Source organism: Actinomadura rubrisoli, assembly GCF_004349215.1.
GTDB lineage: Bacteria > Actinomycetota > Actinomycetes > Streptosporangiales > Streptosporangiaceae > Spirillospora > Spirillospora rubrisoli.
Genome location: NZ_SMKU01000022.1, coordinates 1 through 26,987, shown reverse-complemented (window position 1 = coordinate 26,987; position 26,987 = coordinate 1). Strand labels below are relative to the sequence as shown.

29 protein-coding genes are annotated in these 26,987 nt (G+C 67.8%); 12 read left to right on the top strand and 17 right to left on the bottom strand.

Annotation, left to right across the window (positions count from 1 at the left end; genetic code table 11):
• Window positions 1-88 precede the first annotated feature (88 nt).
• The gene (locus E1298_RS07505) at window positions 89-3,670 is read right to left on the bottom strand and encodes an ATP-binding protein (protein WP_131890326.1); all 3,582 of its coding nucleotides are present in this window, start codon (window positions 3,668-3,670) and stop codon (window positions 89-91) included.
• Between the two features lie 692 nt (window positions 3,671-4,362).
• Between E1298_RS07505 and E1298_RS07500 the strand changes: the two genes are divergently transcribed.
• Window positions 4,363-5,013 carry a tyrosine-type recombinase/integrase gene (locus E1298_RS07500; protein WP_207944492.1) on the top strand — a complete coding sequence of 217 codons (651 nt, stop codon included), beginning with the start codon at window positions 4,363-4,365 and terminating at the stop codon, window positions 5,011-5,013.
• Entirely contained in the window at window positions 4,967-5,071 is a 105-nt protein-coding gene (locus tag E1298_RS51745; RefSeq protein ID WP_207944491.1) for a tyrosine-type recombinase/integrase, read from the top strand. The genes E1298_RS07500 and E1298_RS51745 overlap by 47 nt, the downstream gene beginning before the upstream one ends.
• A gap of 337 nt (window positions 5,072-5,408) precedes the next feature.
• On the opposite strand, the gene E1298_RS47895 is transcribed toward E1298_RS51745, so the two are convergent.
• Entirely contained in the window at window positions 5,409-5,561 is a 153-nt protein-coding gene (locus E1298_RS47895; protein ID WP_165975357.1) for a hypothetical protein, read from the bottom strand.
• Between the two features lie 323 nt (window positions 5,562-5,884).
• Between E1298_RS47895 and E1298_RS07495 the strand changes: the two genes are divergently transcribed.
• Window positions 5,885-8,521, top strand: a complete 2,637-nt coding sequence (locus E1298_RS07495; RefSeq protein ID WP_131890324.1) for a tetratricopeptide repeat protein — start codon at window positions 5,885-5,887, stop codon at window positions 8,519-8,521.
• A gap of 72 nt (window positions 8,522-8,593) precedes the next feature.
• Here E1298_RS07495 and E1298_RS07490 read toward each other — a convergent pair whose 3' ends face one another.
• The 3 genes from E1298_RS07490 to E1298_RS47890 all read right to left on the bottom strand — a co-directional run bounded on the left by E1298_RS07490 (window position 8,594) and on the right by E1298_RS47890 (window position 11,226).
• Window positions 8,594-9,127 carry a hypothetical protein gene (locus tag E1298_RS07490; protein ID WP_131890322.1) on the bottom strand — a complete coding sequence of 178 codons (534 nt, stop codon included), beginning with the start codon at window positions 9,125-9,127 and terminating at the stop codon, window positions 8,594-8,596.
• 469 nt (window positions 9,128-9,596) lie between these two features.
• Complete coding sequence (locus tag E1298_RS07485; protein ID WP_131890320.1) at window positions 9,597-10,682, bottom strand: site-specific integrase; 1,086 nt, start codon at window positions 10,680-10,682, stop codon at window positions 9,597-9,599.
• A gap of 382 nt (window positions 10,683-11,064) precedes the next feature.
• Complete coding sequence (locus E1298_RS47890) at window positions 11,065-11,226, bottom strand: hypothetical protein (protein ID WP_165975356.1); 162 nt, start codon at window positions 11,224-11,226, stop codon at window positions 11,065-11,067.
• A gap of 253 nt (window positions 11,227-11,479) precedes the next feature.
• Here E1298_RS47890 and E1298_RS07480 point away from each other — a divergent pair, with 253 nt between their 5' ends.
• Window positions 11,480-12,367 (top strand): GNAT family N-acetyltransferase, encoded by an 888-nt coding sequence (locus E1298_RS07480; protein WP_131890318.1) that lies wholly within the window; start codon window positions 11,480-11,482, stop codon window positions 12,365-12,367.
• Here the strand turns inward: E1298_RS07480 and E1298_RS47885 are convergent.
• On the bottom strand, window positions 12,364-12,525 hold the full coding sequence (locus E1298_RS47885; RefSeq protein ID WP_165975355.1) for a hypothetical protein: 162 nt from the start codon (window positions 12,523-12,525) through the stop codon (window positions 12,364-12,366). The genes E1298_RS07480 and E1298_RS47885 overlap by 4 nt on opposite strands.
• 129 nt (window positions 12,526-12,654) lie before the next feature.
• Here E1298_RS47885 and E1298_RS07475 point away from each other — a divergent pair, with 129 nt between their 5' ends.
• Window positions 12,655-12,975, top strand: a complete 321-nt coding sequence (locus tag E1298_RS07475) for a hypothetical protein (RefSeq protein ID WP_131890316.1) — start codon at window positions 12,655-12,657, stop codon at window positions 12,973-12,975.
• A gap of 451 nt (window positions 12,976-13,426) precedes the next feature.
• Here E1298_RS07475 and E1298_RS07465 read toward each other — a convergent pair whose 3' ends face one another.
• From E1298_RS07465 to E1298_RS07435, 7 genes are all read right to left on the bottom strand, one after another.
• Window positions 13,427-13,957, bottom strand: a complete 531-nt coding sequence (locus E1298_RS07465; RefSeq protein WP_131890312.1) for a hypothetical protein — start codon at window positions 13,955-13,957, stop codon at window positions 13,427-13,429.
• Between the two features lie 539 nt (window positions 13,958-14,496).
• The gene (locus E1298_RS07460; protein WP_131890310.1) at window positions 14,497-14,700 is read right to left on the bottom strand and encodes a hypothetical protein; all 204 of its coding nucleotides are present in this window, start codon (window positions 14,698-14,700) and stop codon (window positions 14,497-14,499) included.
• Window positions 14,701-14,706: 6 nt separating this feature from the next.
• On the bottom strand, window positions 14,707-15,231 hold the full coding sequence (locus tag E1298_RS07455; RefSeq protein WP_131890308.1) for a hypothetical protein: 525 nt from the start codon (window positions 15,229-15,231) through the stop codon (window positions 14,707-14,709).
• Window positions 15,232-15,525 (bottom strand): hypothetical protein, encoded by a 294-nt coding sequence (locus tag E1298_RS07450; protein WP_131890306.1) that lies wholly within the window; start codon window positions 15,523-15,525, stop codon window positions 15,232-15,234.
• Window positions 15,526-15,651: 126 nt separating this feature from the next.
• Complete coding sequence (locus tag E1298_RS07445; RefSeq protein WP_131890304.1) at window positions 15,652-16,218, bottom strand: hypothetical protein; 567 nt, start codon at window positions 16,216-16,218, stop codon at window positions 15,652-15,654.
• Between the two features lie 38 nt (window positions 16,219-16,256).
• Window positions 16,257-16,688, bottom strand: a complete 432-nt coding sequence (locus E1298_RS07440) for a hypothetical protein (RefSeq protein WP_131890302.1) — start codon at window positions 16,686-16,688, stop codon at window positions 16,257-16,259.
• A gap of 330 nt (window positions 16,689-17,018) precedes the next feature.
• Window positions 17,019-17,564, bottom strand: a complete 546-nt coding sequence (locus tag E1298_RS07435; RefSeq protein ID WP_131890300.1) for a hypothetical protein — start codon at window positions 17,562-17,564, stop codon at window positions 17,019-17,021.
• Between the two features lie 269 nt (window positions 17,565-17,833).
• Here E1298_RS07435 and E1298_RS07430 point away from each other — a divergent pair, with 269 nt between their 5' ends.
• The 3 genes from E1298_RS07430 (at window position 17,834) to E1298_RS07420 (ending at window position 20,671) form a co-directional block, all read left to right on the top strand.
• The gene (locus E1298_RS07430; protein WP_131890298.1) at window positions 17,834-18,091 is read left to right on the top strand and encodes a hypothetical protein; all 258 of its coding nucleotides are present in this window, start codon (window positions 17,834-17,836) and stop codon (window positions 18,089-18,091) included.
• Between the two features lie 530 nt (window positions 18,092-18,621).
• Complete coding sequence (locus E1298_RS07425) at window positions 18,622-19,161, top strand: putative immunity protein (protein ID WP_131890296.1); 540 nt, start codon at window positions 18,622-18,624, stop codon at window positions 19,159-19,161.
• A 400-nt stretch (window positions 19,162-19,561) separates the two neighbouring features.
• Window positions 19,562-20,671, top strand: coding sequence for a serine hydrolase domain-containing protein (locus tag E1298_RS07420; protein ID WP_131890294.1), 1,110 nt, complete (start codon window positions 19,562-19,564; stop codon window positions 20,669-20,671).
• Window positions 20,672-20,685: 14 nt separating this feature from the next.
• Here E1298_RS07420 and E1298_RS47880 read toward each other — a convergent pair whose 3' ends face one another.
• Window positions 20,686-20,967: a hypothetical protein gene (locus E1298_RS47880; RefSeq protein ID WP_165975354.1), complete on the bottom strand. Its 282-nt coding sequence runs from the start codon at window positions 20,965-20,967 to the stop codon at window positions 20,686-20,688.
• On the opposite strand from E1298_RS47880, the gene E1298_RS47875 reads away from it, so the two are divergent.
• From E1298_RS47875 to E1298_RS07405, 3 genes are all read left to right on the top strand, one after another.
• The gene (locus E1298_RS47875; protein ID WP_165975353.1) at window positions 20,959-21,327 is read left to right on the top strand and encodes a LysR substrate-binding domain-containing protein; all 369 of its coding nucleotides are present in this window, start codon (window positions 20,959-20,961) and stop codon (window positions 21,325-21,327) included. The two genes, E1298_RS47880 and E1298_RS47875, sit on opposite strands and share 9 nt — an antisense overlap.
• A gap of 1,039 nt (window positions 21,328-22,366) precedes the next feature.
• Window positions 22,367-23,020: an MIP/aquaporin family protein gene (locus E1298_RS07410; RefSeq protein ID WP_131890290.1), complete on the top strand. Its 654-nt coding sequence runs from the start codon at window positions 22,367-22,369 to the stop codon at window positions 23,018-23,020.
• 54 nt (window positions 23,021-23,074) lie between these two features.
• Window positions 23,075-23,641: a ferritin-like domain-containing protein gene (locus E1298_RS07405; protein WP_131890288.1), complete on the top strand. Its 567-nt coding sequence runs from the start codon at window positions 23,075-23,077 to the stop codon at window positions 23,639-23,641.
• 273 nt (window positions 23,642-23,914) lie between these two features.
• Here E1298_RS07405 and E1298_RS51145 read toward each other — a convergent pair whose 3' ends face one another.
• Entirely contained in the window at window positions 23,915-24,043 is a 129-nt protein-coding gene (locus E1298_RS51145; RefSeq protein WP_279497901.1) for a hypothetical protein, read from the bottom strand.
• 74 nt (window positions 24,044-24,117) lie between these two features.
• Window positions 24,118-25,140 carry an adenylate/guanylate cyclase domain-containing protein gene (locus E1298_RS07400; protein WP_243725432.1) on the bottom strand — a complete coding sequence of 341 codons (1,023 nt, stop codon included), beginning with the start codon at window positions 25,138-25,140 and terminating at the stop codon, window positions 24,118-24,120.
• A gap of 61 nt (window positions 25,141-25,201) precedes the next feature.
• On the opposite strand from E1298_RS07400, the gene E1298_RS07395 reads away from it, so the two are divergent.
• The gene (locus E1298_RS07395) at window positions 25,202-25,969 is read left to right on the top strand and encodes a MerR family transcriptional regulator (RefSeq protein ID WP_131890364.1); all 768 of its coding nucleotides are present in this window, start codon (window positions 25,202-25,204) and stop codon (window positions 25,967-25,969) included.
• 9 nt (window positions 25,970-25,978) lie between these two features.
• On the opposite strand, the gene E1298_RS47870 is transcribed toward E1298_RS07395, so the two are convergent.
• On the bottom strand, window positions 25,979-26,987 hold a 1,009-nt coding region (locus tag E1298_RS47870; RefSeq protein ID WP_481726129.1), incomplete at its 5' end, for an anti-sigma factor.

Here is a 26,987-nt window from a genome sequence, read left to right as displayed (position 1 = left end):
ACGTCACGCCCTAGAGGCTGCCCAGGTTGAGCGAGCGCACTATGCGCAAGTTGCCGCGCTCCTCGAACCAGCAGAAGACGATCTCCTTCTACATTTGCCTCAGGTGCGTGAGCCAAGAGCTGTTGCAACAGGGCCGGCCAACTTTCGGCAAGCTTCTCATATCCCGCCCGGCGGGTAGCCGGGTCCTGAGCGCCTGTTTTCTGGAGTGCCTCAGCAACATCGGCGGAAGGCCCCCCCCCGCGCCATCGTCGTCATCCCGTGGTTCCCCTGCTGGCCAAGGCAGTGAGTCGTCTATAAGGTCACGGTCTGCGTGGCCGCAAGAACGCCCCCGGTCATCTCGATCGCTGCTGGCTAGCTCCTCTAGATGCCGGAGCGCTCCAGGTTCGGTGACCTTCCTAGGATCGAGTGCGCCTAGAAGCGCATCGCGTTGTTCGCGCTGCCACTCCTGCCTGCGGGTGTCGTCAATTTCGTCGGCTTCTAGGCTCGTGGCACTGAGAATCGCTGCCTCGATCCGACGGTGAATCGCAATGTCGAGTTCTGACGATAGGCGAGCGGCTACGAGCCCTGCTGTCCCTCGGGTCTGGCCTCGTTCGAAGATGCCGGTCTCCAGTGCTGGAACCAGCAGGTGCGCGAGAGCTGGCGACTCGGCGTTAGCCGCCTGCATCAGGAGACGCTGCCAGACCTCGCCATGGGACAACGCGGAGATCAAGAGTTCGACGACCTGCCGAAGCTCCTGCTGGTCGGCGCTGCTGTTTTTATCAGCGTTAGTCAGCCCTGAGCTCGCGTGCTCAGCCCTCGTCTGAAGCAGAGCGATGACGGCATCGACAGCTGTGCCCAGCTCGGAGTGCCCTCCTGCGTACCGCAAGGTATCACCGTAGCGAATGCGTGGCCTTCGGCCCGTATCGGTACTGCGATCGCACTGGAACATCCGTGGTACTTCCACAATCCGTATGAGCATCCGAACGGCAGCCTCAAGGTCGGCAGATGCAACTTCGGGAAGTTCCTGGCAAACACTCCATCGAAGATGATTCAAGTCTTGCTGCAGATTGCTGGTTAGCCCGAAGATCTGACTTTCTGTAATTCTAGTAACCTGCTCCCGGTCTTCCTCGTACTCCCAGGGGGCCGCAGCTATCTCAACAGCGAGCGCCGCATTCCTCTCGACGATACTTGGCAGGCACTCGATGAGCACTCTGGCTATCTCGAAACCCCATGCTCGCAGCACTTCATGTGAGATTGCCATGTGTGCGATGCGCTCGCAAGCAGTTCCGTCGAGGGAAAGTGCGTGAGCGAGAGGCCAGGCAAGCATCCTCCCAATTTGCGCTCGGTCGGGATCGTCGACGTCCTCCAAGGCCACAGTCATGCAGTCAACGACGACCTGAACCCGATGGTCTCTCACTTCCGCGTCGGGCCAGGATATTCCTGGGCCAGACGCTCGTCTGAGGAACTGGGCGGCATCCAACGCGAGGGAGGTGTCGTCGGTAGCGCGAGCCGCACGGGCAAGGTCTCTTACGAATGGCAAGAATGCCCTGAAAAGACTGGTTTGTGAATCCGAGTTGGCTATCGCGGCCGCGACCAAGAACGCCATGCGGCGAGCGTTAATCTCTGGGTTCTCGCAGGCTTCCGTAGCAGGACTGTTGCCCAAGCACGCTTCCGCAAGATGAGCCAGTTCATCAGGTGAACGAAGTTCGCGGCTACATGCGGTAGCCGCTGCAGCGGCGGCTAGGTGATGCCCTGATGTCTCGGCATTGAGCCTGAGAGCGAGCTGCCAGAACTCCTGTTTTGTCGGGGCATTTCGCCAGGCGATGGCCAGCCGGTAGTCCAAACTGGGTCGCAGGAGCAGGGCCAGGTTAGGGTCGGCGTCCAATTTCTCCGCAAGACTCTCTGCGCGGGAGGTGTCGCCGAGCGCCAAAATCCCGGCCGCGAAGTCAAAAAGTACTGGATGGCTGAATGCGATCGGCGGCTGCGGCACGCCGACTCCCTGCGGCAAGTCGCGAAGAACGCCGTCGCTCACCAAGCCCTGCAGAGCATCGGCATCGGCATGAGGCAGGTAAGTTACCTGTTGTCGGCGATCAGCGATCATCTGTGCAACAACATACGTGAGTGTCGAGGCTCGTTCCCACGGATTCTTGCCACCTTTGACTACCCGCACCCGCCAGTACTGGTCGAGCAAGTCAAGCCGGCTGCGAATGCTGCCGGGCTCAAGGAGGGCGCCCTCAGCCAGCAGTTGCGAGGCGATCTCCAAATTGAACGGATTACCCAAGAGTTGCTGCATCCTGCTTCCGGCGGCTCCAAGGAGCTCGGCAAGCGCAGGGCTTTCTTGCACAAGGCTCTCCATCTCCCCTGGCAGCAGGTCCTCGACCAGAAGGTGGCGAACGTTTTGAAGCGTGGAATCAGAATGAGCGGGGTCGACAGGCGCGCCGCGGAACATCGCACGCCATTTGTGGCCGTTGCGCAGGTCGAAACGCCGGACAGTGGCAACGATCTCCCAGCGGCTGCCTGCAAGCTGCTTGGCCAGCGTTGGCAGCCACTGCGAGGCATTCTCCCCACGGGTCTGGTCCAGACCATCCAGAAGTAGCCTGCCGGGATGAGTGCCCGGCCAGCCGAGCAAGATGTCCTTGAGGTCGTGCTCGAGGTTCAGCTCCGTGCGGGTCTGTCCAGCGGACGCTCTCAGCTGCTCAGCGCTCAGAAGGACGACGTCGTTTCCCTGATCGATCAGGTCGGCGGCCAACTGGCAGAGAAGTGCAGTCTTGCCTGTACCAGGCTCACCAGTCAGCGCGAAGCTACCCTCCGCATCGCGCAAGGTCGGCCCCACTCCTCGCTCAAGCGTCAGGCCCCCTTCGGGAGTCGTGAGGGTGAGGGCGCTCCCGAGCACTGCGACGTTGGCTCTGGTGGTCTGCCGTAGGCGAGCGATGTCCCCCCGGACCCGGGTCACCGGCCTGAGGCGGAAGGGTCGTTCTTCAAGCTCGGCCACCAGCGCGTCGCGGTCAAGCCATCTTTGGCTCTCACCGAGTTCGTGGCCGATGGAGACCAGCGCGTCCCAGAGGTCGCGCGCCTGGTCCTGGTCAACCAGCATGTCGCTGAGCATGACCTGAACCCGTTGATACTCCTGGCCATCGTCGCGCAGGTTCAGGGCACGGACGACAAGGGGACGGAGGAGCCGCCGCAGGGCAGCGTCATCGGCTGGCCTGCCCTCGCGTTCCTCCCACAGCCGCCGAAGATGGGCGAGAAGCACACCGAGGGCCTCACGCTCAGGTCGGTTGGTAGCAGCTTCCTCTAGAGGAACCGCCTCAGGATGGGTGCGCAGGCGATCCGTCACTTTAGCCAGGTGATCCCTGACGGTTGCCGGCGTGTGCTCATCACCAAGCAACAGCACCCGATCGAGATCCCGGTCAAGGGACCGCAGCATGTGCTGGTTCGGCGGTGAGCTAGGAACCTCGCAAATCACTGCGTCCACGAGTTGCCGAAGTGCCTCGGCCAGCGCGCCATCTTCAGCCTTAGTGCGCTGAAGCCTCTTCTTCGCTTGGACCATCAGCCAACCGCCCGCGTCTGTGACGGCACCGACGTCGTCGACAGACCGTGCGGTCTGGCTGCCAACGCCGACTATACGGTGGCCGGAAGCCCAGCCAGGCAGTCGATCCTCAGTCAGCAGGTGCGCCGCGAACCAGGCCAAGCAGCGATCCTCATGCCCGACACCCCCCGAGGTTCCGGCCCCACCCGTCGATGACCGTGACACTGCTTCATGCCTCCCGTTTCCTCGCCCTATCTTTGCGGAATCAGTCAGGCGGCGGAGGCGGGACGCGCGAGTAGGAGCGAAGACCGGCCAAGAGCGGTGGCCGCAGCCGCCATGCCTGGGCTGCCTCTCGAAACTGCCCTGAGGCTTGCCTCGGTGGAGAGATGGAGCTTGCATCCTGCGTGGCGCGGAGAGGCACGTCGGCCACCATCGGAGCTGAAGGGCCAGGCATGCAGCATGCACAACCCTTCGGTGGGATCCGAAGAAGGTGGATGGCTGCGGACAAGCGCGGAGAAGATTGTTCGTCCGCCAAAAGGCCTCGGACAGTGTGTGTCTCCGATGTTGATTCTCAGCAGCTGGCGTTCGGAAGTTGGATCAACGATGACCAGACATCCGAGATCGGTCACGCCGACGAGCGGACGCTCCCGCAAACGCCCGCGAACTCGCGCTGCAGACGTCCGCTCATGCCGCGTGGGGTCAGCCTGGTCTTACGCCTGATGCGGGCGCAGCGTCGCCGGTATGGCTTCGTTCGATGAACTCTTGGGAGCGACGCCCGGCACTGAGGCCGCAGGCAGGGACGTTTTGTGATTGGCGACGCTCGCCTACCGGCCCGATACAAGGGTGACTCACGCATGCACACTGAGTCGGACCTGCGGATCTACCTGAACTGGTGCACCGAACGGCGCCTGGCCCCCTTGGCCGTACGGCAGGAGGTCCGCCGGTTCCGACACTCAACCGTGTCCCGGCGGCTGTCAGTGGTGGCCGGCTTCTACCGCACCTGCGTAACCGACGGGACTCTCGAGCACGCGCCCGCCGACGTCGTCCGACGTCCCTACGTCCCACTCGAATCCCCCACGCTCGGACTGTCACATCTGCAGTTCGAGGCCCTACTGTCGGCCGCACGCGCATCGTCCAATGCCAACGATTTCGCGCTGGTGGCGATGCTCGGTCTCCTCGGGCTGTGGATCTTTGAAGCCTCCGGCGCCGACATCGACGACCTGAACGAAGAACACGGCCACCGGGTCCCGCTGGTCGTCGGCAAGGGCACCCGGATTGTGCTGATACCCCTCCCGCCAGCAGTCGGCAGAGCCATCGACCGCGCCATCGGCGACCGGACAGCCGGGCCGATCGCGCAAAACCCGCGCGGGGTGCGAATGGATCGGCACGCCTCCACCCGCCGCCTGCGCAGGCTGGCGGCCAAGTCCGTTGTCCAGTTGCCGCGGATGCACCCCGCACATGGTCCGCCACACCTTCGTGACCACCATGCTCGACGCTGGCGTTGATTTGCGCGACGTCCAGATCGCTGCACGCCACGCCGACCCGCGCACCACCATGCGCTAGAACCGAGCCCGCAACAACCTCGACCGCCACCCCAACACATCCTCCCCGCCTACATGGCCTCCGGCACCTGAACGAGGGGCAGCAGACCGCAACGCGCTGGTCTGCCGACGAGCGAACGTTTCTGCGACTGTCGGTCGCGCCCTATCCTCCCAACGCCAACTACACCGCGTTCGTCCCAGCCTCACCAGTAAACACGCCTCCTACGGCCCCGACCCGCTCCGTGTCAGCCCTCGAGGGCACCAGTCACGCGCGCGGGCGCCGCATCGGGCCACGTCTGGCGGGCCAGGCCAACACATGGCGGGCCTGGCCCGGCCCGCCGTCCAGTCCCGGGGAGGCCTTAGCGGCTCTGGATCCACCACATGAGCCCGGTCACCAGGGGGGCTCCTGTCGCTGAGGCCAGTCCACGCACGAGGCTGAACATCGCGGCGCGGTAAAGCCGCCGGATGGTGCTGGTGTCGTTCTTGTTCGTGCTGATGTCGTTGTTGTTCATGGAACCCTCTCGCTGTCGTTGCCCGGCCGGTCTGCCGGGTGCGGCAGCAGGATCGGCGTGGGAGCGGGGGCCCGTCCCAGAAGGCGGGCGCAGCGGGCGAACCGGTTCTAAGCTGCCGGTCACGGGCCATGCCCGCACCGCCCGCTGCGGGCATAGGGCGGTGACCGGGTGACGGTAAGGAGGACATCATCGGCACCGACGACGGCCGCGCTCTCTACGACGAGCTGCGGGCGCTGCGCGAACGGGCCAGGACGCGAAGGCGCGCAGCCGGTGAAGTGTTCTCCCTGCGGGAGACCGAGAGGGCGCTGGCCAGGCCGCCGTACGTGATCAAGTTCCGTGGCCAGGCCATCAGTGACTGGCTTCCCGAGGACGCGGCCAAGGCTCAGGTTCCCCGCGACGCCGACGTGGTGTGGGCGCTGGTGCGGCTGTGGAGCGACTGGGCGGGCGATGGACAACCCACCGAAAGGCATTGGCGTGGTCTCGTCGAGCGGGCTCAGCCCGCCCGCGTTCCGCATTCGGCAGCGGCACCGGCTGGACGGCCGATCGGTGAGTTCGGCGTCCGGCTGGTGCTGGAGGACCTGGAGGTCCAGCCCGCCGTCGACCTCGTCGGCGCGGTGACCGGTGCAGCCGGGCTCGGCCTGCTGCCCGCCTATGTGCGGCGGGAGCACGACCGGCTTCTGAAAGCGGTGGTCGATGCCGCCAAGGACGGCCACAGCGGCATCGCGCTGCTGATCGGCGGCCCGTCTTCCGGTAAGACCCGGGCCTGCTGGGAGGCGGTGAAGGCGCTGCCGGAGGCGTGGCGGCTCTGGCATCCGCTCACGCCCACCCGCGTCCAGGCCGTCATCGACGGGCTTCCCGCGGTGGGTCCGCGGACGGTGGTGTGGCTCAACGACAGCCAGCACTACCTGCTCGACCCCGACCGGGCCGAACAGGTCGCCTCCGGGCTACGCGACCTGCTCAACGACGCTCGGCGCGCACCGGTGCTGGTGGTGGGCAGCATCTGGCACGAGGACTGGGCCACGCTGAGCACCGTGCCCGCCCCCGGGCAGTGGAGGTCCGGGCAGCGCCCCGATCCGTTCGCGCAGGCCCGCCAACTGGTCGGCGATAACGGCATAATCGTGCCCGAGTGCTTCACCGGCGACGACCTGAAGGCGGTCCGCGACGCGGCCACCGGCGACCCCCGCCTGGTCGACGCACTGCAACACGCCGAACAGGGGCATATCACCCAGTACCTGGCTGGTGCGCCCGCCCTGCTCGAGCGTTACCGCACCGCGTACCCGGCGGCCAAGGCGCTGATCGAGGCGGCCATGGACGCCCTGCGCACCGTCCCCGGCCTCCCCCTGACCCGGGATCTGCTGGAGGAGGCGGCCGAGGGTTACCTCACCGCCGTCCAGTTCGATCTGCTGGATGAGGCATGGTTCGAGGCGGCCCTGGTCTTCCTGTCCGCACCGCAACGCGGAACCCGCGGCCCGCTTACCCCTATCCGTCCACGCCGTGGGCAGCCCGCACCTGCTCGGCCTAGCTACCGCCTCGCCCCCTATCTCGAACACCACGGCCGCGTGACCCGCCGCACCACCCGCGCCCCAGCCGCGCTGTGGGAGGCGTTGCTGCACTACCAGGGCGCGCCCGCCGCCGTCCTCGGCCAATTCGGACAGAGGGCCAAAGATCACGGGCTGCTGCGAACGGCTGTCCGCTTCTACGCGGCCGCTGCCGACGCCGGGTACGTGAACGCATCGAGGAGGACCGCCGGCCTCCTGGAGGGCGCGGGCCGCATCGAGGAAGCCATCAGCTGGTGGCAACAGGCAGCCGACGGCGACGATTACCACGGGATAAACGCCGAGTACCTGGCCAGACTTCTGGAATCGGTGGGCCGAGCCGAGGAGGCGCTGCACTACTGGCAGCGCTCGGCGGATCTCGGCAACCCTGTCGCCCTGGAGAAGGCGGGCAGGCGGCTGGTGGAATTCGGACGCATCGACGACGCTGTCCGCTGGTGGCAGCGCGCAGTCGACCTTGCAGGTGACGACCAGGACAAAGCCGCCTACTACAGCGTGCAGGCGGCCGAACTGCTGGTGCGAGCGGGCCCACTGGAGGAAGTCCTGGCTTGGTGGCTGCGCGCCGTGGGGACCAGCTCCTTTATGGCCCAGTGGGCTGACACGCCCCGAGAACTACACGCAACAGGCCAGGCCGACGAAGCCGTTCAACGGCTGCGTGCCCACGCCGCGAACGGCACCGCGTCGGACGCCACCGTCGCCAAGTGCCTCCGCCTGCTGCACGACGCCGGCAACCACGTCCGCGATGTCCCGGACCGGGGACCGGCGGCCGAGCACGCCGACACCGCCGATCCCCAAGACCCGACTACCACCGAACCCGAAAGCCCCTGGTACGCCACCCGCTGGGACGAGGCGAAACGCGCGGCCGACCAACTGGTGGCCCAAGGTTCCATCACCGACGAGGTCATCGACCTTTTCCTACATCCCCCCGACACCCCTCACTGGTTCCCCTTTGAATTGGTAAGCGCCGTCTTGTGGGTGACCGGCAGGCAAGAAGAAGCCATCCGCCATTGCCGACAGGCAGCAGAACAAGTCAACGTCTCCGGCGGATACACCTCTGACGCTCGCTATGCAGCATTACGAACGGCCTACCTTCTCCGCCAGATAGGCCGCCCTCAGGAAGCCATTGGCTGGCTGCAGAACCGCGCCGAGACCGGCGACGACGACGCCGCCCAGAAAGCGGTCTGGCTGCTGCTGGAACGCGGCGAGGGCGAGCACGCCATCGACTGGCTGACGCACGCCGCAGCCGCGGGCCACGGCTACGCGCTGGCGCTCACCGCCGACGTGCTGGCCGAAACGGGCCACACCACCGACGCCGACAAACTCCGGCAGTACGGATGGGAACCCGACGGATCCATCGCAGAACCCTGGACAGCCGCCCCCCAAGCCACTCGCTCGCACCAGCCGTAGGATCTTTGGGTAGTTCGCTGACCAAGCCTTACGCTCCCGTATCGGCTGGATTGCCGAATGTATGAGCTCTGGTCAGCCTGTAAGGAGTTCGAGTAGTTCCGCCTCGTGTGGGCTGACCTGGAACAGAGAGTTGCGTTCGTGGGGGTAGATCTCGGCTTCGTCCCACTGCCGCCGGAGCACGCTCGAGGCGACACCGGTCTTGACTCCGCGAGAGTTCTGCTCGACATGAAGACGCCGGGCGTCGAACAGGTACGCGGCCCGAACGCACCAGGGGCGAGTATCGTCTCGCGAGGACCCCGCCGCCGACCGTGGGCCGGTGAGCACCAGATAGTAGTCGAGCGTCGTCGATGCACTGGTGTCCAGAACGCCCTCCTGCTTGAGGTACCACTTGACGTTGACGGTTCGGCCCTGAAGCGGGCCGGAGCGGAACCGGCCGTCGAAGGCGGTGGTGGTCGCCGATTCCTCCAGTTTGATATCGAAGATCTGCGATGCAATCCACTCGCCGAGGTGACCAGACGTCATCGGCCGCTGGATGATCGCAGAGATCTGTTCATCGATCGCATTGCGTCTGGACAAGAGTTCCGCGATCTGTTCAAGCTTTCGCACTTCCATAACCCTACTTCTCGTTGTGACGCCAAAGATGACTACCGAGGATGCACACGCTCCCCTGCCGCATAGCCAGCACTCCGGCTAACCGCCCGCGGTAGGCCGAATCTCGGTGGGTGACAGACCCGGCCTGATGATCACGGTGAGTGCTCGGGCAATGAGTGGTTACCTTGGACGCCCCCTGGCGGCTGGTGAGCACAGGGTGGGCACGGACTGTAATTGATCATGGAGGACGAGCGTGCATCGTATGGACGCTGACCTGCGGGAACGTGAATTCGCCGGGATGGCGAATCATCGCATAGCACGCCCGGAATGGTACTGCTAATGCGGTTTGGGTTTACCGCCCATCCGGGGTTCAAATCCCCGATCCTCCGCCACCTACCTGCGGGGTTGCGTCAAGCGACGCGACCCCGCAGACGTCTCCAGGCCAGAATCAGGCCCGTGCACGCACAAACGGCAGAGCCGTGTCCTACGCGGCTCCAGCGCCGTCTTCGATACCGGGTCCGCAGCGCTCCGACCGCCGCGCGCTGGCGGACCGACCGCGCGCCGCCCGACGCGGCACAAAGCCGCCGATCTTGCGGGCCGCGTCGACGGCAAGCTCCTCGGCCACCACCGCGTACACATCGGCGGTGAACGACTCGGAGGCGTGCCCGAGGTCGTCGCGCTGATGACCTTCATTGCCACACCGGCCGCAGCCGCCATCGTCGCCGCCCCTGCCGGAGGTCGTGGAACCGCACGGGCGGCAGCGGCGGCCCGCCAGCGCCGCCTTGACCCGTTCCGTGCTCGTGCGGTGCTTTCGGACGCTGCGGTTGACGTCCCAGCCTCCTCGAAGTGGCGGCGACGCATGGCGTTGTAGGTTGAACCAGTCCGTCAATAGCTCAGGGCGCAGCGGCCGACCATCCTCGTAGGTGAAGACGTGGCCGGAGTCGGTATACGCCTCACCCCACGCCTCGCTCTCGGCGTCCTGACGCTCGAACCACTCGGTCATCACTTCGGCGGTCAGGTCGTCCAAGATGACGTAACGGTTGGAGTCGCCGGACTTGACCTCGTCCAGTTCGTCATCAGGCTGGGCCCGGCGGATGTGGAAGCGCCGACTTGCGATGCTGAAGTCGGGCTTCTCTAGGCCGACGACCTCGCCACGCCGCGGGCCCCAGTACATCGCCAGGTGGTAGAGCGGGTAGAAACGTTCCTCGGCGATGAAGTCGAGGAAGGCGCCCCCATGCTTGGGCGCCCAGACCATGCATGATCTTGCCTGGCACCTTCCCCGTCTTGAGCAGTACCCTGTCCACAACAACGGATTGTCGCGCGCCTTGTAGCTGCTGCGCTCGCGCGCAAACAGACCGACCGCAGGGCTGGAGTCGAGGATCTTGCGGACCTTGACGGCGTAGTTCAGGGCGCCGGTGAGGACGGCGTGGATGCGCTTGATGCGTTCCTCGCTGATCGGCCGGGTGGAGAATGCTGCCTCGGTGCCCTGCGCGTCGAACTGGACCCTATCGAGGACCACGCCCCGGCCACCGTCGAGCCGGAGCCCGCAGATGTTGAATTTCGCGGGCATTGGCCTTGGTGTTTCTGCGCCGGTTCCCGTGGATGCCCGGGGATTCGTCCTCGAAGCCCTTGAAGGTCGGCAGGTCGAGGCCGCGAGCTCCTGGCTGCACCAGGTATCCCGAGGGCCAGTCCGACAGGGCCGTGACCTGTACAAGCGGGCTGGTCCAAGTGACGGTCGTCAGCGCTGAAGGCGGACCGTGGGAGCCGATATCGCCGACCTGCTACGTGAGGATCGGCACCCGGCTTGACGCGGCCGACGACGGCGCCGTACGCCGATAGCCGCACATTGCTACGAGGCCGACGCCCTGAACGGCTCGCGGCCGCTTCGTCGTCTCGGAGAACGGGCAGAGCGGCGTCGCGTGCTTACGAGAGCAACGGTGTGCCCCACGGCGCTACCGGGCGGTATCGGCAGCGCGGATGCACAGCCACGGGGTAGCCGATGCTGGGGGCCGCGACACCTGGAAGTCGCGCCCGTGGGCGTGGGAGAAGTCGCTGGTCGTGGCGCCGTCGCGGACCGCGAACCAGCCGAGCCGGTCACCGTGGATCGCGGCCATGCGCTCGACTTCGCGCCGGGCGGCATCACGGTTATGTTGGGCAGCCCCAGGTGCTGGCTCAGGTAGGGGTGCCGGTAAGCAACGTGTCATGAGCTCCAACGGCGTTGATCTTGTTGTGATGTGGCTGGTCGATGCCGGGCGGCCAGGGGTGGGAGCGGGCGCACGCGGCGGGGTCATGGGCGGGGCCCGATGCGTTCGAACGCCGTCGAAATGCGGGTGACGTCCGCCCCACTCCTGCCCGATCATGCGTGCCATGAGTTCCGAGCGGATCAGACCCATGACACCGGACGACCTGCCCGCCGCCCAGCGCGCCTGCGCCGCCACCTTCCTGGAGGCCGACCGGAGGGACCGCCGCTGGAACGATCCGGAGCCCGAACCGCCGGACGAGGCCGCCGCCCGCGCCTGGATCGAGGGGATCGGCCACCACGTCGCGACCGACCCCGGCGGCTGCTGGCTCGCGGAGACCGACGGCGGCGAGATCGCCGGCCTCGCGGTCGCGCAGAACCGGGCCACCGTCTGGTACCTGGCCGTCTTCGCCGTCCTGCCGGGCTTCCAGGGCAAGGGCGTCGGCCGCATGCTCATCGACGCGGCGCTGGCCCACGCGGGCGACCGCGTCTGCCTGATCTCCTCCAGCCCGCATCCGGGCGCGACCCGCCGCTACCGCCTCGCGGGCTTCACCCTGCACCCGCTGATGCGCATGTCCGGACGCCTCGACCGCAGCGTCCTCCCCAAGACCGAGGGGCTGCGCGAGGGACGCCCCGACGACTTCGAATGGATGGACGCGCTCGACGTGACCCTGCGCGGCGGCCCCCACGGCGCCGACCATCCGCACATGCTGGAGCGTATGCGGCTGATCGTCTCGTCCTCGCCCGGCGAGCGCCCCGGCTACGTCTACCTCGACGCGAACCGGGGCGGTCCGATCCTGCTGGCCGCCGCACAGGCCGAGACCGCCGAGAAGCTCCTCTGGGAGGCCCTCGCGCACACGAGCCAGAGGGCCGCCGTCGGCCACATCACGACCGCGAACCACTGGGCCATCGACGTCGGCCTGGCGGCGCGGCTCGACCTCGGCCGGGACGGCTACCTCGCCGTGCGCGGCGTCCCCGAACCGGCGCCGTACCTCGCGAGCAGACACCATCTCTAAAAGACCAGCGGCGCGGACGGCGGCGCCCGCAAGGTGCGGAGCGGGGCGAACGCCTTCCGCAACGCGGCCGCAGCCACCGCCGCGGACAACCCGGCCGCCAGGACGGCGGCGATGATCTCGACGACCCGCTGCTCTCGGCGAGATGGCTGCTCGTCCACCGGCGCGCTCCTACCTCGGTGCTTCCGCGCGCGCAGGGCGCACGTTGCGCCAATGCCGATATGGCCAGTTCAGGCAGTGGAACCAAGGATCCGGCGCACCCGGTGACGAGCGTTAGCGATCATGAACGGATGCGTCATTTGCTGTGGGTGGGAATCGGGCTGGTCGTGGTCGGGCTGGCGCTTGGGCTCGTGCCGGTCAAGGCGGACCCCTTCGAGTGCGGGTCGGTGTTCCGTCCGCGGCACCTCGACACCTCCGTCGCCGGTGAGGTCCCCGATCAGCTCAGCGGGCTAACCGCGGAGGCGTTCGGTGGTGTGAACGACGAGTGCGACAGCCGACACCGCAAGATGCTGCCTCCGATAGGTGGGCTCCTGGTCGCGGGAATCGCGTTCGCCGTGTTCGGGGCGAGGGCCCATTGGCAGCGCGCGACGACACTGCGTGCGGCGAGCTGACCAGCGTCGGACTACGGCGAGGTCGGAGCGTAGCGGGCGATCAGGTCGGCCTTCGACATGCCGCGGGCCTCGTCCTCCCCCATGCCCTGCGTGAGGGTGTACCGGGACCATTCGGCCTTCGAGGCGGCGCGGTCCGGGACGGGGTTGGCAGCCGGAGCAAGACCGGCCGCAGCGCCCTCGACCGGCGACGGCGGCGTCGTTGTCCCACGGGCGGCACAGCCCGTCGCGGATGAGCTGAGCGGCGTCGGCGTCGTCGTCGAGGGTGACCTCGTCGCCGGGGAGGTAGCGGGTGCCGTCGATCGTGCACCAGAACGCGACGCGCAACTGCATCATCAGGGATCAGGCTCCTATCGCTGCTGGAGGGCGGCGCCTGTGATCACACGGAACGCCGGAGTGCCCGGGTGGTGGACGCGGGCGAGTTGATCTGCGCCTGGGCGAGAGTAATGGGCATTCAGGTTCTCCTTCGGTATGCCAGGCGCCGCCAGGGGTTACGTGGTGAGGTACATGGCGGGCTACTTGGCGTAGGCGTTGGTGATGGCCTCGGACATCGAGGCGGGACGCTTGCGGTTCGGCTTGTTGCCGGTGCCATCTCGCCGCCGGAGCGCTTGGCGGCGCGGGGCTTGGGCTTGCGGAGCCGCTCGTTGCCGTCCACGGCGTTCTTGATCGCCTCGGTGATCTGGTCCTCGAAGGCGGAGTCGGACGGGTCCAGCCCGCCGACCTTCTTCAGGAACCAGGCGCTGTCCAGCAGCGCCTTTGCGTTGGCGTCGAGGTCGTCGGCGGCCAGATACACCGCGAGCTGGATCGCGGCGCCGCGCCAGTTCGCCTCGGCGGTGTCGGCGCGCTGCCGCTCGGTGTTGGTGTCGACTTGCGCCGCCTTGAGCTGCTTGTCGAAGTCCTTGGCGAGCTGCTCGGGCGTGGGCGGCTCGTCGTCCTTCTTCAGACCGAGGGCCTTGGCGAGCGCGTCGGCCTGCTTGGCCTGCATATCGTCGATCTGCTTCTGCAGCGCGGCGGTGTTCTTCTCCGCGGCCTGCCGCTTGGACCGCTCGCCCTTGAAGTCCTCGCGTAGCGCGGCGATCGTGCGGGCGGTCTTGTCGTCGGAGCCGCGGCGGCCGGAGCGGTCGCGGCGGCGCCGCGCCTCTTCCTTGCCGTCTCCGTCGTCGTCGGCGTCGTCCTCTTCGGTGTCGTCGTCCTGGTCGTCACCTCGCCGTCGTCGTCCTGGTCGTGGTCGCGGCTGCCGCCCTGGTCATCCTGGCCGCTGTCGCCGGACTTGTCGGAGTCGTCGGGGGCACCGCTCTGGACCGGCCACACGATGCGGCCCGACGGCGGCACGGCGAGGGCGCGCAGGCCCGTGCGGTCGTTGACGGGGAGGGTGGACACATCGGGCAGGTTCAGCGTCGGCTGGCCTTTGTCGTTCATGCGGAATGCCTCCAGGGCATGCGAGATGCCGACCCGCACCAGTCGGGCCGGTCTCTGGGATGAGGTGGCGGGCCCGCACCAGGCGGGCCACGAGCAAGGGGAGCGTCAGGTGCGCGCGGGGGCGCGGCCGCCTTCGTTGAAAAGCCGCTCGGCGTCCTGGTCCGCCAGGCTCTGCGCGGCGCGCTGCTCGGGCATCTCCTGGGGTGCAGGTTCAGGCGCGGGGACCTGGTCGAGCGGGGACGGCGTCTCGGCCTGGATGCGTTTGACCTCTTCGGCGACGCGGGGCTCATCCCAGTCCGGATGCACCATCTGGGTCTAGAGGCTGACCGCGCGCGCCGACACCAGCAGCGACACGGTCTGCGCGGTGTCGGCCGGGTTGGGGGTGATGCCGGGCGGCCACTCGATGTCGGGGGCCTGGGGGCGGAGGCCGCGCCTGTCCCAGACCGCCTCATCAAGGGCGAGCATCGCGTAATGCAGGTTCCCCAGTGTCGGCCGCACGTAGGTGATCTTGTGGGCCTTGGTCTGGAACGACTGCTCTTTGCGGGCCGTGACCTCGGTGGCCGTCAGCGCCACGTCGCCGACCAGGCCGAAAGATTGAGCGCTGTAGCCGGCGGACCGGACGATCGCCTCCGTGAGAGCCCGCGCGGAGTCCTCGTGCTCCTTGACGCGGATCGCGAACTGCACCTCGTTGATCATCGACTGCCCCGACATGGGGTTGATGTCGACGGGCGTAAACGCCTCACGGTCGAGGTCGAGGTAGGCGCCTTGACCGCGGCCGTCCGATTTCAGCATCGCGCGATCGGCGAAGATCCGGGCGTTCCCGAGCCGGATATCGCGCATCTAGCTACTCCAGACCTCGTCAAGGGAGTCCATGAGGGCCTCGACGCCCTGGTAGTCGGAACGGCCGAGGTTCACGCCAGGCGGGTAGTTCCACCAGATCCGATTCGGGCGGATGTTCGGGACGTAACCGGCCGTCAACAAGTCAATCCCAGTGGGGATCGCGTCACCGTCCTCGACGAGCGCGGCGAACGGCTCGGTCTCCTCGAAGTCACCGAGCGGAGCGAGGCGCCCCAGCGTCGTCGGGGTGCCGACGTACACCTGGTGACGAATCACGCCGGGCTGGTGGATCTCCAAGTGGCGGACGATGCGCTGCTGGCCGTCGTCTCATCTCCTCCTGACGAGGTCCGCGAGCCAGCACTGTCCGTAGCGTCCCGCGGCGTACCGCGACAGCTCCTGCCGGGTCATGCCACCCGGACGCTGTCAGGCGCCGGGACGCATGCGCTGACCGGCGAATGTTGCGAGCGCCTCCCGGACATGGGTGGCCGGCAGGCTGAACTGATCGATCTCACAGACCACGATCCACCCGGTCGCTCCGTCGAGGAAAGGCGGCGTGATCGAGAAGCGGGAAAGGCGCTGAGCGAACAAGACCTCCGGGCCCAGGCCATCGAACGGCCGCAGACAGATCGTTGTCCTCTGCCCGAAGAAACGTGCTCTGGTGGCGATGGTCACGGAGGCGATCTCACTCCAGTTGTACGCCACCTGTAGACGGCCGTGGCCGTACTTGATCCCTTCTGGACCGATATAAAACCGAGGGAGACGTACCATCCTCCAGGCCAGAAAGGCCCCGGATGCCGCCAGCCCGAGCAGCCACAACCACCAGATCCAGTTGACCGAGGTCGCAACGTTGGAGAGGACTCCGCTCACGACGAGGGAGGCGAGGTTGAGAAGCAGAAGGATCAGCGCCCAAGGACGCAGCCTCGCGGTTCTTCTGACGCGAACGTGCAGTGGTGCCGAACTCGGCTCGGAGTTCGGTCTCGGCTCGGCCATGCTTTCTCCGGGGCTGAGAAGGTGCAGCGAACGGCACGCTAGCGAAATTGCCCGCAGCAGGAACCACGTTTTGCGAAGATGGTCGAAATATGCTGCTTTGTAGTATCGGACGGGTCAGGGCACAAGTCCCTCGCCGCGCCCGGATCGCGACGCCGGTGTACGGCGTCTTCGGGGTCGGCGCGGTGTCGAAACGGGCGTTCGGCAGGTACAACCGCGAGCCGAAGGCCGACACGGTCGCCGGGACGTCGAACCGCTTGTCGCGCAACCGGCGGACCACGCGGCCCTGGGTGTCCTCCGGGGTTCAGGCTCAGGACGGCCACCGCGTTCCACGGGTTTTGCACGGCGTACAGCGTCGTCCGGCCGCGCAGCAGCAGACCGTCGCCCTCCGCCAGTGTCTCGCCGTGCAGGTTCACGCGGCGGGTCATGCCGGACGGCTCGACGCGGAACAGGTCGCCGGTGTCCGACTGCACGACCGAGCAGGCGCCGGCCGTCCGGGGTCGCGGTGATCCCGTTGGCGTTGAAGCCGGAGCCGTACCTCAACTCGCCGGTGAGCGGAACCCGGACCGGCAGGCCGGGCAGGCGATCGCGGCGCAGCGGCACCTTGTACAGGACCGGGTTGGTGGAGTCGGTGATCCACGCTGCGCCCTGGCCGACGGCGATGTCGTTGACGAACGCCGGTCCTGTGGCCAGCCGATGGGACTCCAGCACCCGTCCGGTGCCAGCGTCCAGGATCCGCACCTGTGGTGCGGACAGGTGCGGCCCAAGCTGTGCAGCCTCCACGGGTCATCGTTCGCCGCGAATCAGGTGCTGCCGCAGCGGTCGAGAGACGGCGCCGAACGGGACTGGAAGTAGGGGCCGGGGAACCGGTGTGGCAGTGGCATGACCATCAGGTCGTCTCTTCGTTGATAATGCGGGCGCAGGCGCGCCGCCCGATCGCCAGCCCGGCCCGCCTGGGCGACGGCGGCGAGTTGGCGATCGGTTAGGGCGCAGCCAGCGGCGCGGTGTTCTCGGTACAGGGCGCGGGTCTTCTCGACGGTCGCGTCGTCGGGGCGCGATCCGGACCGCAGAGTGACCGGCGCGGTCGGTTCGGTGGCTGACACGGTCGCCGCCTTGGCACGGTCGGCAACCCGGCGGGCTGGCACGAACTCGCGCGGTGGCTCGGTCACCGGGATCGGTGGCACGCTCAGGTCCACGGTGACCGGCCGCCCTCCGGCGGCTACGGCCTGCCGTGCCAGGCCGGGTACGGTGGCGCGGTCAGCCGCGCGCACGCCAGGGGCCGGGGTTTCGTCGGCTGGCTCGGTGACCGGCACACCCTCTGTGAGCTGGACCTTCGCAAGCTCAGGCACGGTGGATGGCTCGGGCAGGCTGGATGGCTCGGTTGCCTCACTCGGCGCCGCTGGTTCGGTTGGCGGAGGTGCGTCGCCGAGCTCGGTCGCTGGTGCAGTCTCGGGCGGCTCCGCTGGTGCGGTCGGCTGGCGCGGTGGCGCGGTGGCTGGAGCTCCGGGTCAAACCCGCGCCTCTTGACTCCCACGACCCAACCTTCTTTCCCGGTTCGGTCTCCACGCTACGAGGGGAAGCGCAATGTACGCCTCCCCCAGGCTTCACTCTCGGCGGCTTGGCACTCGAACCGCGTGGTCATCACGTCGACGGTCGGGTCGTCGACGATGACGACGTAGCGGTTGGAGTCGCCGTACTTGTCCTCATCCAGTTCGTCGTCGGGCTGCGCTTGCGGACGTGGAAACGGCGGCTGGGCACGTCGAGCGATTTCGTCACTTTGACGGCGTGGTTCAGCGCGCCGGTGAGGACGGCACGGATGCGCCTGATGCGGGGCTCGCCGTCCGGCCAGGTGGGGGGCGGCCTGGCCGGACTCTGAGTTGCGCAGTGCTCCAGTTGGGTGAGGCGACGCATCAACACCGTGATCAGTGCGACCGAGTCCGGCGAACCGCTCCTTCGGCCGACGCGGGCACCGATCAGGGGCTGCGCCTGCGGATGCGGGAGATAGGCGTACCCCAGACGAGCAGCGCAGGGGCCGTACAGCCGCAGGTGGCTGCGGCCGTGAGAAGCAGGAACGTTTGTGCGTTGGTTTGATGGACGGCTACAGGGGATGCGGGCGGTGATGTCGATGGGATTTAGCGACGGTGTTTGTTCCCGCTTCGGCGAAGGGGGGCATTGCCAAGCCGGACGGCGTGATGGTCCATCGACCTGCGGGAAACTGTACGAGGCTGGCTCCTGGCGTTCGCGGCTCGCAGCGACGGCGTGCCGCCCAGCCCCCAATCGCAGTGTTCGGAGTCGCCAACCTCCGTCGACAGCTCGGATTCGAGACCGAGGCGCCCGGCGATCTTCTCCTCTGGTTGCGGCGAACGGGCCCGGGTAACGCCTCCGGCCAGTGGGAGGATCGAATACATGATGGCGGCTTCCGGTGATTTCGAGTTGACCATGGACGAGTTGCGGGTCGTAACGCGTTACGTGGCAGACAGCGCTCAGGAAGTCCTTCCGGTGTTCGAGGAGGCCGTTCCCGGTGATCCTCGTCCGCGCGCAGCCCTCGATGCCGCGTGGGAGTTCATCAACGGCGCGAAAAGGACCAAGCTGCAGCGCGTCACCTCATTGGACGCACACCGAGCCGCTAAAGAAGCCGGCACGGAGCCTGCACGTCTTGCCGCACGCTCCGCCGGCGATGCCGCATCAGCCGCGTACCTGCACCCGATATCGCGAGCCACCCAGGTAGGACACATCCTGCGCGCTGCCGCGAGCGCCGCGCGCATCGCCGAGTTGAACGCAGGCGACGACCCTGCCGTCGGAGACATGCTGATCGAGCAGGCTCGGCACCGTGCCACGCCGATCCTGATCGCCGTGCTATCCCGGTATCCTCCCGCGCCAACCGGAGAAAACCGCATTGCGCGACTCATGAGCACCTTGGACGCTTCCCTACGCGCGTCCCGCTGAGGGAACGTCAGTATCTCCGTGTCCCGGGCTACACGCCTTAAGATACCCCCACCGCAAGCCCCTGAGCGTTGCTGAAACTCGTCAACACGACACCTCGACGGTCAGGGCGTCGTCCAAACTCATTGACAAATGTTGCCGCTTGACGGGCTCTGGCCCACATGACGTGGCGATGACGGTTCGAACTCTTTCGCGGACGTGGACGGGCCGGGTTCATTCACCAGCAAGCTTGCTCATTTCAGCGCCGCTTCCCGTGATCTGTGCCTGAGCCCAACAGTCGCCGCCGAAATCAACCCTCTGGGAAACGGTGAGGAAACGCCTGCTGGTTTACACAAGACCCTTGAACGCCGCGGTACTCCCGCGTGCGTTCGCACTGCGTGTTCGTCCACCGAGAGGATCTGTTGTGAAGCTTTCGACAAAGGCCGGCGTCGCCGGTCTGGCCAGTGTGATGCTGGCGCTGAGCAGCGCGGCGCCCGCCACCGCCGCCGGCGCCAGGGCCGGCTCGACTCAGATGGGGGATGTGCAGCAGGCGTTGAACGCCCTGGCCAAGACCCGCGGTGTGGTCGGCGCGATCGGCGCGGCCTACGTCGATGGCAAGCGCGTCGACCGAGGGTCGGCCGGATCGCGCCTGCTGGACGGCAAGGGCGGGAGAATCCCCGCCAATGCCCGCTACCGCATCGCGTCCCAGACCAAGACGATGACGGCCACGATGCTGCTTCAACTGGTCAACGAAGGCAAGCTGGGGCTGGAGGACAAACTCGGAGACCTCCTGCCCGAACTGGTCAGCAAGGACCTGGTAGAGCGGGCCAGCGAGATCACCGTACGGCAGCTCATCAAGATGACCTCCGGAATCCCCGACTACCCCGCCTCGGAGCGCTTCGACGGCTTCGACTTCACCACCCGCTACCGCCCGGTCGACCTGGTGAAGATGGCACGCGAGATGCCCCGGACCGGGGAGCCGGGCGAGAAGTTCTCCTACTCCAACACCAACTTCATCCTCCTCGGCATGATCATCGAGAAGGTGACCGGCCATGCCCTGCCCGCCGAGTTCAACCGGCGTCTGTTCCGTCCTTTGGGGATGACCCGCACGTACTTGCCGACCCGGCCTCCCCAAGGCATCAAGGGCCCGCACGGGCACGGCTACGCGCCCGACGCCCAAGGCAGGCCGCGCGACGTCGACCGGCTCAACGCCAGCACCATGCTCGGAGCCGGCGGAGTGGTCTCCACGGCACGCGACGTGAGCACCTTCTTCCGCGCGTTCTACGGGGGCAAGCTGCTGCCGGCGTCGTTGCAGCAGCTGATCACCTTCCCTCCCCGCGGGTGCGAGGGCGGCAAGCCCGAGTTCACCTCGCATGGGGGAGGTGCACCCGGCCTTTTGACCAGCACCTACACCACCCCCGATGGCCGCAGCCAGTTCGCCCTGTCCGTCACATTGAGCATTGATCACAACGACCGCTCTGTGGTGTCGGCCATCAGCCAGGCAGCCAAAGAGGTGGTCTGCCCCAAGGAATAGGCTCTGGGGCGGATTTACGGGAACAGCACCGAGATGGACGGGCCGGTGCCCTCCTTCGCCACAACCCCGGCCGACCGCGCCCGAACAGGCCACCGCCGGACGACCGCGCGAGGGCCACCGACCAGCGCGCATCCGGGACGACCAGGCATTGCGGCCAGCCAGCATTCCGCCGCGATGGCGTCCACCGAAGACAGGTCGATCGGCTCGGGCAGGTCTCCGTTGCGACGCCAGCGGTACATGCCGAGGAAGCAGTCGTCGCCGTGGCGTCCGGTGAGCTGGATTTCGCGGTGCGGCACGTTCACCGCCTCGCCGCCTATCGGCGTCCCGTCCAGAGACCGGAACTGGTCGGTGAACGATGGATCGCCCGCGCGGCCGGTACCGCGTACGGGCAGCTCATGGTCTCGCTTTGCCGCCAAGCCGGGCTCGTGCCCGACATCGTGCACCGCGGTCGCGACTACGCGGTGGTCGCTTCCCTGGTGGCGGACGGGCACGGCATCGCCTTCGTCCGCGCCGCCGCGGCCCTGAGCCGCTGGTCGATCGCAGCGAAACCGGTCGAGGCCCAGAGCGCCGGACGCGACATCATTGCTCTCCTGCGCACCTGCAGCACTCCCGACCCACCGTCCAGGCCGTCCTGCGCGCTTAGACGCCGCGCCTGATCGTTCCCGACGCGTCGCCCCTTGATGCGTCCGCGTGTTCTTCGACCGGCCGGAGTTGAGCTGGAGCTGCTGTGTTTCGTTGAGATGGACCGTCTTCGCGGCCTGAGGGCCCCCAGCGGAGCTCACAGGCCCCAGGGGAGTGTCGATGCAGCGAGGTGGTTCCACGGCGAGGGTTTGGGGACTCGTAGTGGCCGCTGTAGGACGCAGCGCGGCATAGCCGACTTCAGCGGGCGGGAGGACGATGGCGGAGAGAACCGGGCCGGTGCCCCCGTCCGGCCCGGCTCTCGCTCACCTCTGCGCGGTGTTCGACCCGTGTGCGCGTTAAGTGGCTGCCCGTCCCGATTAGTCCGGCGGCCCGTCCACCACTACGGCCAACTGCTCCGCGTCGAGATACCGGACGACGCACCCGATGCAGAGCCTGTCATCGTGAAGACCGGTCTTGAGTCCTGGGTGCCGACGCTTAACGGCGAGCCGGAACCAGCGAAGATCGACTTGGTGATCGAAGGGGCCGGTGTCTTTGACCGCGGCACAAGCCAGACGCGTTCTCTCCGGCTTCGTTGATCAGGTCTTCGGCGGGAACCGGTTCCCTCTGACCGCGTGTTGAGATATGCGGCGATAGGTGAGTCCTTTGCGGCGCAGGGTGATGACGTCCACCGTTGATGGACCGGTCCCGCAGTGCGGCCCGAGGTGGAAGACGAACACGACGATCATCGTCGCGACGAGCTCAGTGGCCGCTGGCGCCAACTCCGCGAGGGCGTGAAGAGGGCAGGGCACTCGCAAGTCAATGGCCGGAGATCCTCAACCGAGGGTTGCCATCCGGGTCAGGGACCGGCAGGCATTGCTGCGTCCGGCGACTTTTGCGCCCGGCAACGTGCGGCTCGCCTATAACTCGGGTGATCTCGTGGCCGTAAGCCTCTTGTAAGGAACGTAAGCCTCCTCTCGGCCGGACGAGGTGACACGATCTGCGTGTCGCCCGTCATCGTCTGGTGGGATGCGCGGCGGGAAGTTCCCGGACCATTCAAGTCGCTCGGGAGGCATCGTGCGTAGTTTTATCACCGAGTTCATCGGCACCTTTTTTCTTGTCCTCACAGTGGGCTGCACGGTTCTGGCGAAGGCCCCCATGGCGCCGCTGGCGATCGGGGCCGTGCTGATGGTCATGGTGTACGCCGGCGGACACGTCTCCGGTGCTCACTACAACCCGGCGGTAACGCTGGCGGTGTTCCTGCGGGGACGGATCGGCCTTGCCGACGCCGCCTACTACTGGGGCGCCCAGATGATCGCAGGCGTATCCGCTGCCCTCACCGCCAGGTACGTGGTACATCCAGCCGAGGTGGCAGAACTGTCACCGTCAGGCCGTTCCCTCGGGACAGCTCTCGTGGTGGAAACCTTGTTCACCCTCGCGCTCGCCTATGTCGTGTTGAACGTGGCGACCAGCAAGGACCAACCCGGCAACGACTTCTACGGCTTGGCCATCGGATTCACCGTGGCGGCCGGAGCGTTCGCGGTAGGCGGCATTTCCGGTGGCGCCTTTAACCCGGCGGTCGCCACCGGAGCCGCGTCCATAGGGATGTTCGCCTGGTCGAAGATCTGGATCTGGCTGCTGGCCGAATTCGTGGGGGGTGCCGTGGCCGCGGCGGCGTTCCTGGCCGTCAACCCGGAGGACCGCGCCGCGTTGGAGACCTCTCCTTCTTGATCGCCTTGTTACGCGGCGAGGAATCCGCCGCACGTCGTCGAAGGGAGCCGACCCATGGGGCGGATCGCGCGCGAGACCGTTGAGCGCGCTGGTATCGACGTGGACGTCCTGGTCAACAGGCTGATGACGCTCGCCAGGGCGGAACTGGCCGCGTGCTACCGCTGCACGATCCTGTGCGTGCCGTCGACCGACGTCGACGACGGACTCCGGGAGATACTCAGGGACGTTCGCGCGGAGGACCGCAACCATTTCGACGTGCTGGTGACTCGGATCCACGAACTGGATGCAAGGGTACCGGTGGACATCCGGTTGTTCGTCGCCGATGTTTCGGACGAGGACGTCCCCGCCGTCCCTGGCGAGGGTCTGCGCTCTCTCGTAAAGGTGCTTATCGAGTGCGAGAAGCGGGCAGTTCTCGCCTACGGTCGCCTTTGCGAGTTCACACGAGGCAAGGACCATCGCACCTACGAGATCGCCCACGCTATTCTCAATGAGGAGATCGAGCATGAGAAGTGGTTCCGTGAACTTCTGGGCACCGGGCGGCCTTCGCGATTCCATCGCGGTTTCCGCGGCCGTTCTCCGTACCTGGAGCGGCTGCCACCCAGTGATCTCGACCCGGGCTGAGAAGGCGCGTATCACCTCTCCGGAGTGAGCGCGAGCGGGCTTGGGGCGAGGCCGGACGTCGTGGCGGGACGTAGTCGGTCAGGGCACTGGCCTCCCGACTCTCAGTGGCCCATTTCCGCCGAGGACACCGCTGGAGGCCCGGTCGTGACCGGAGATGTCTCTATGCGGGGAAGAGTTCGCGGCCGGTTGGGCGGGGTGGTTACCGCGCTGGTTGGTTTCGGTGACCGGTCCGAGATCATGGTCAACGAGGACGGTGCGCCGATCCGGGCAGCTCTACGAGGCGTCCGCGATCAGGCAGAAGAGGGCTGTCGCGGCGCCCGCTGGGCCGATGCCGATGAGGACGGCGCCCAGGTAGAGTCCCGCGTTGCGGTGCCGGACGACCTGCCCCGCCCCGCTGCGCACAGGGATCGAGCGCTCCTCATTTCCGGCCCCGGATCGTCCCCAAGGGTAATGAGGGCTCGGCTCGCCGGGCGCGGTCAGGGCGCGCGGCGGAGGAGGCGGGGGCGGACCCGGCCGAGGCCCTGGAGGGGGCGCGGGCGCAGGCCGGAGACGTCGAATCTCGAGCGGGCGGGCAGGGCGGACGCCAGGACGGCGTCGATGAGGACCGTTCCGGGGTAGGCGGTGGAGGTGAGGCGGGCGGCCAGGTTGACGGGCGTGCCGAAGACGTCGCCGAGACGCTGGATGATCTCGCCGTAGGCCATGCCGACGCGGACCTTGGGAGAGTCGGGGTCCTCATTGAAGCGGTCCGCGATGCGCAGGCCGATCTCGGCGGCCGCGGCGGGGTCGGTGGCGACGAAGAGGATCTCGTCGCCCAGGGTCTTCACGACGCGGCCGCCCTGCTCGGCGACGGCCTCGGTGGCGGTGACCTCGAAGCGTTCGATGAAGGCGGCCAGGGCGTCGCCGTCCAGGGCGCGGCTGAGGCTGGTGAAGGAGACGACGTCGGCGAAGCCGACGGCGAGGGTGGCGACGCCGGCGGCGGGGTCAGCGCTCGCGGCTGCCGTGGTGGCGGCGGCGCGCATCCCGGTGGCGGCGAGCTGGCGGCGCCAGCCGTGCAGCAGGAGGCGTTCGAAGGCGGGGCGCAGCTCCTCGGTCGCGGTGAGGGCCGCGGTGACGATGTCGGACGTGACGGGCTCGTCGGGCGGCAGCTCCTCGCCCAGGCGCCGCAGCCACACGTCGCCGAGCCAGCTCGCCAGCCGTCCCATCGTCTGGCCGACGGCGCGGACGAGCTGGAGGACGAGCTCCTCGTTGACCAGGTCGTTGCCGAGCAGGTCCCTGATCTCGCGCAGGGCCGTCACGTCGCCGTCGGTGAAGGCGACCTCGTCGTCCGGCGGCGTCGGGAAGCCGAGCCCCTGCCAGATGCTGCGCGCGTAGTCCTCGGAGACGCCGGCGAGCACCTCGACCTCCTTGCGCGTGTAGCGCAGGGGGCCGCCGAGGAGGGTCTCCTCGATGGTGCGGGGCATGCCGGGGTCCGCCATCGGGGCCACCTTGTCATCGGTCAATGTAACAATAGTGCCGAAGCACGATCACGGCGGTCAAGGTGGACGAGTCGGCGGGCGGGGCATGGTCGAGTACCGGATCGACGAACTGGCGCGGGCGTCCGGCAGCACCGTGCGCAACATCCGCGCCTACCAGGACCGGGGGCTGCTGCCGCCGCCGCGGCTGGAGGGGCGGGTCGGCCTGTACGACGAGTCGCACCTGGCCAGGCTGCGGCTGATCGGCAAGCTGCTCGGCCGCGGCTACACGTTCGCGATCATCAAGGACCTGCTGTCGGCGTGGGAGACGGGCAAGGACGTCGGCGAGGTGCTGGGCCTGGAGAAGGTCCTCACCGACCCGTGGTCGGACGAGATCCCCGGCACGGCGACCTACGGCGAGCTGGTCGCGATCTTCGGGACCGGGCTCGGCGACGACGAGGTGGCCCGGATGCTGGAGCGGACCGTCGAGCTGGGGCTGATCGAGCCGGAGGGGGACGCCTTCCGGGTGCCGAGCCCCCGGCTGCTGCACGTGGGCGCCGAGCTGGTCGGCGCGGGCATCCCGCTCGACGCGGTGCTCGACATCGCCGGGCAGATCCGCGACGACTGCGACGTGATCGCCGGGCGGTTCGTGAACCTCGTCCAGGAGCACGTGTTCGAGCGGCTGGACGAGCAGATCCCGCCCACCGGCGACGACATCGCCGAGATCGCCGTCATGGTCCGCCGGATGCGGCCGCTGGTGAAGATGGTCGTCGACCCGTTCATCGCCCGCGCGATGGAGGCCCGCGTCCAGGCGGCGCTGGGCGAGCAGCTCGAAACGATCAGGGACCATCTCGCCGGGGCGCCCGCCGAGGGCTGAGCACGCCGGTCACAGGATGCTGGCGCCCCAGACGACGGTGACGCGGCGCTCGGCGCCCTCGGAGTCCTTGAAGGTCAGGGTGCCCTGGCCTGGGAGGCCGATCAGGGCGGTCCGCAGGGTGAGCGTCAGGGTGAGCGTCCCGTCCTTCGGCATGGCGCCCTGCGTCTGCGACAGGACGAGCTGGTTCGTGGACGTCATCGCTGTCCACGTCACGGGGCCGCTCTCGGCCGCGAGCCGGACGGGGGCGGTCTTCCTGCCGTAGAGCTCGACCTTGCCGGGGTCGACCTGGAGGACGCCGTGGGACGCCGGCGGGTTGGACGTCGGCGGCGACGGGTGCGCGGGCTCCGCCGGGGGCTTCGGGTCCTTCCCGTCCGTCTGGGGGCGGACGGGCGGCGGCGCGCCGTGGCGGCCGGGCCCGCCCTGACCGCCGCCGGAGGAGGAGGGGCCGGGGCTGTGACCGGAGTCGGTGGTGGGCTCCTCCTGCGTGATGGACGGCTGGGGGTGCGTCCTGAGCGGGGGCCAGGAGAACGTGTTCCCGCTGATGTCCGGCCCCATGGTGAAGACGGCGGCCAGCGCGGCGATCAGCGCGCCGGCCATCCCGCCGCCGGTGAGGAGCCAGCGGCGGGTGAACGGGGAGGGGACGTCCGGCTGGCTCGGCAGGCCCTCGGGGGTGAGGGCGCCGCCGCGGGCGGCGATGTCGGCGCGGTAGCCGGCCAGCTCGGGGTCGGTCGCGGTGTGCATGACGCGGTGGCGGAGCGCGGCGGGCAGGACGGGCGCGGGCGCCCTCCTGAGCAGCGCGGCGGCGCGCACCTGGCGGCGGCTCTGGCAGGCCGGGCAGCCGGCGACGTGCTCGGCGAGCTCCCGGTCGCCGGACGGGTCGCCGGAACTCTCGCCGCGGCGGTGGAACGTCTGCCACAGCGCGCCGGAGAGCGGGCCCCGGCGCCCGTCCGCGGTCCGCCGCGAAGGCTTGGCCCGCGACTTGGAGGGGGCCTCCGGCTCGGACGGGGGCTGTCTCTTA

Bases quoted from the DNA above. Each gene is read 5' to 3' on its own strand.
- E1298_RS07500 (WP_207944492.1), top strand. From the start codon at position 4,363: ATGCACACTGAGTCGGACCTGCGGATCTACCTGAACTGGTGCACCGAA.
- E1298_RS51745 (WP_207944491.1), top strand. From the start codon at position 4,967: ATGGTCCGCCACACCTTCGTGACCACCATGCTCGACGCTGGCGTTGAT.
- E1298_RS47895 (WP_165975357.1), bottom strand. From the start codon at position 5,561: ATGAACAACAACGACATCAGCACGAACAAGAACGACACCAGCACCATC.
- E1298_RS07485 (WP_131890320.1), bottom strand. From the start codon at position 10,682: ATGCCCGCGAAATTCAACATCTGCGGGCTCCGGCTCGACGGTGGCCGG.
- E1298_RS47890 (WP_165975356.1), bottom strand. From the start codon at position 11,226: ATGGCCGCGATCCACGGTGACCGGCTCGGCTGGTTCGCGGTCCGCGAC.
- E1298_RS07480 (WP_131890318.1), top strand. From the start codon at position 11,480: ATGAGTTCCGAGCGGATCAGACCCATGACACCGGACGACCTGCCCGCC.
- E1298_RS07475 (WP_131890316.1), top strand. From the start codon at position 12,655: ATGCGTCATTTGCTGTGGGTGGGAATCGGGCTGGTCGTGGTCGGGCTG.
- E1298_RS07465 (WP_131890312.1), bottom strand. From the start codon at position 13,957: ATGCAGGCCAAGCAGGCCGACGCGCTCGCCAAGGCCCTCGGTCTGAAG.
- E1298_RS07460 (WP_131890310.1), bottom strand. From the start codon at position 14,700: ATGGTGCATCCGGACTGGGATGAGCCCCGCGTCGCCGAAGAGGTCAAA.
- E1298_RS07455 (WP_131890308.1), bottom strand. From the start codon at position 15,231: ATGCGCGATATCCGGCTCGGGAACGCCCGGATCTTCGCCGATCGCGCG.
- E1298_RS07445 (WP_131890304.1), bottom strand. From the start codon at position 16,218: ATGGCCGAGCCGAGACCGAACTCCGAGCCGAGTTCGGCACCACTGCAC.
- E1298_RS07425 (WP_131890296.1), top strand. From the start codon at position 18,622: ATGATGGCGGCTTCCGGTGATTTCGAGTTGACCATGGACGAGTTGCGG.
- E1298_RS07405 (WP_131890288.1), top strand. From the start codon at position 23,075: ATGGGGCGGATCGCGCGCGAGACCGTTGAGCGCGCTGGTATCGACGTG.
- E1298_RS07395 (WP_131890364.1), top strand. From the start codon at position 25,202: ATGGTCGAGTACCGGATCGACGAACTGGCGCGGGCGTCCGGCAGCACC.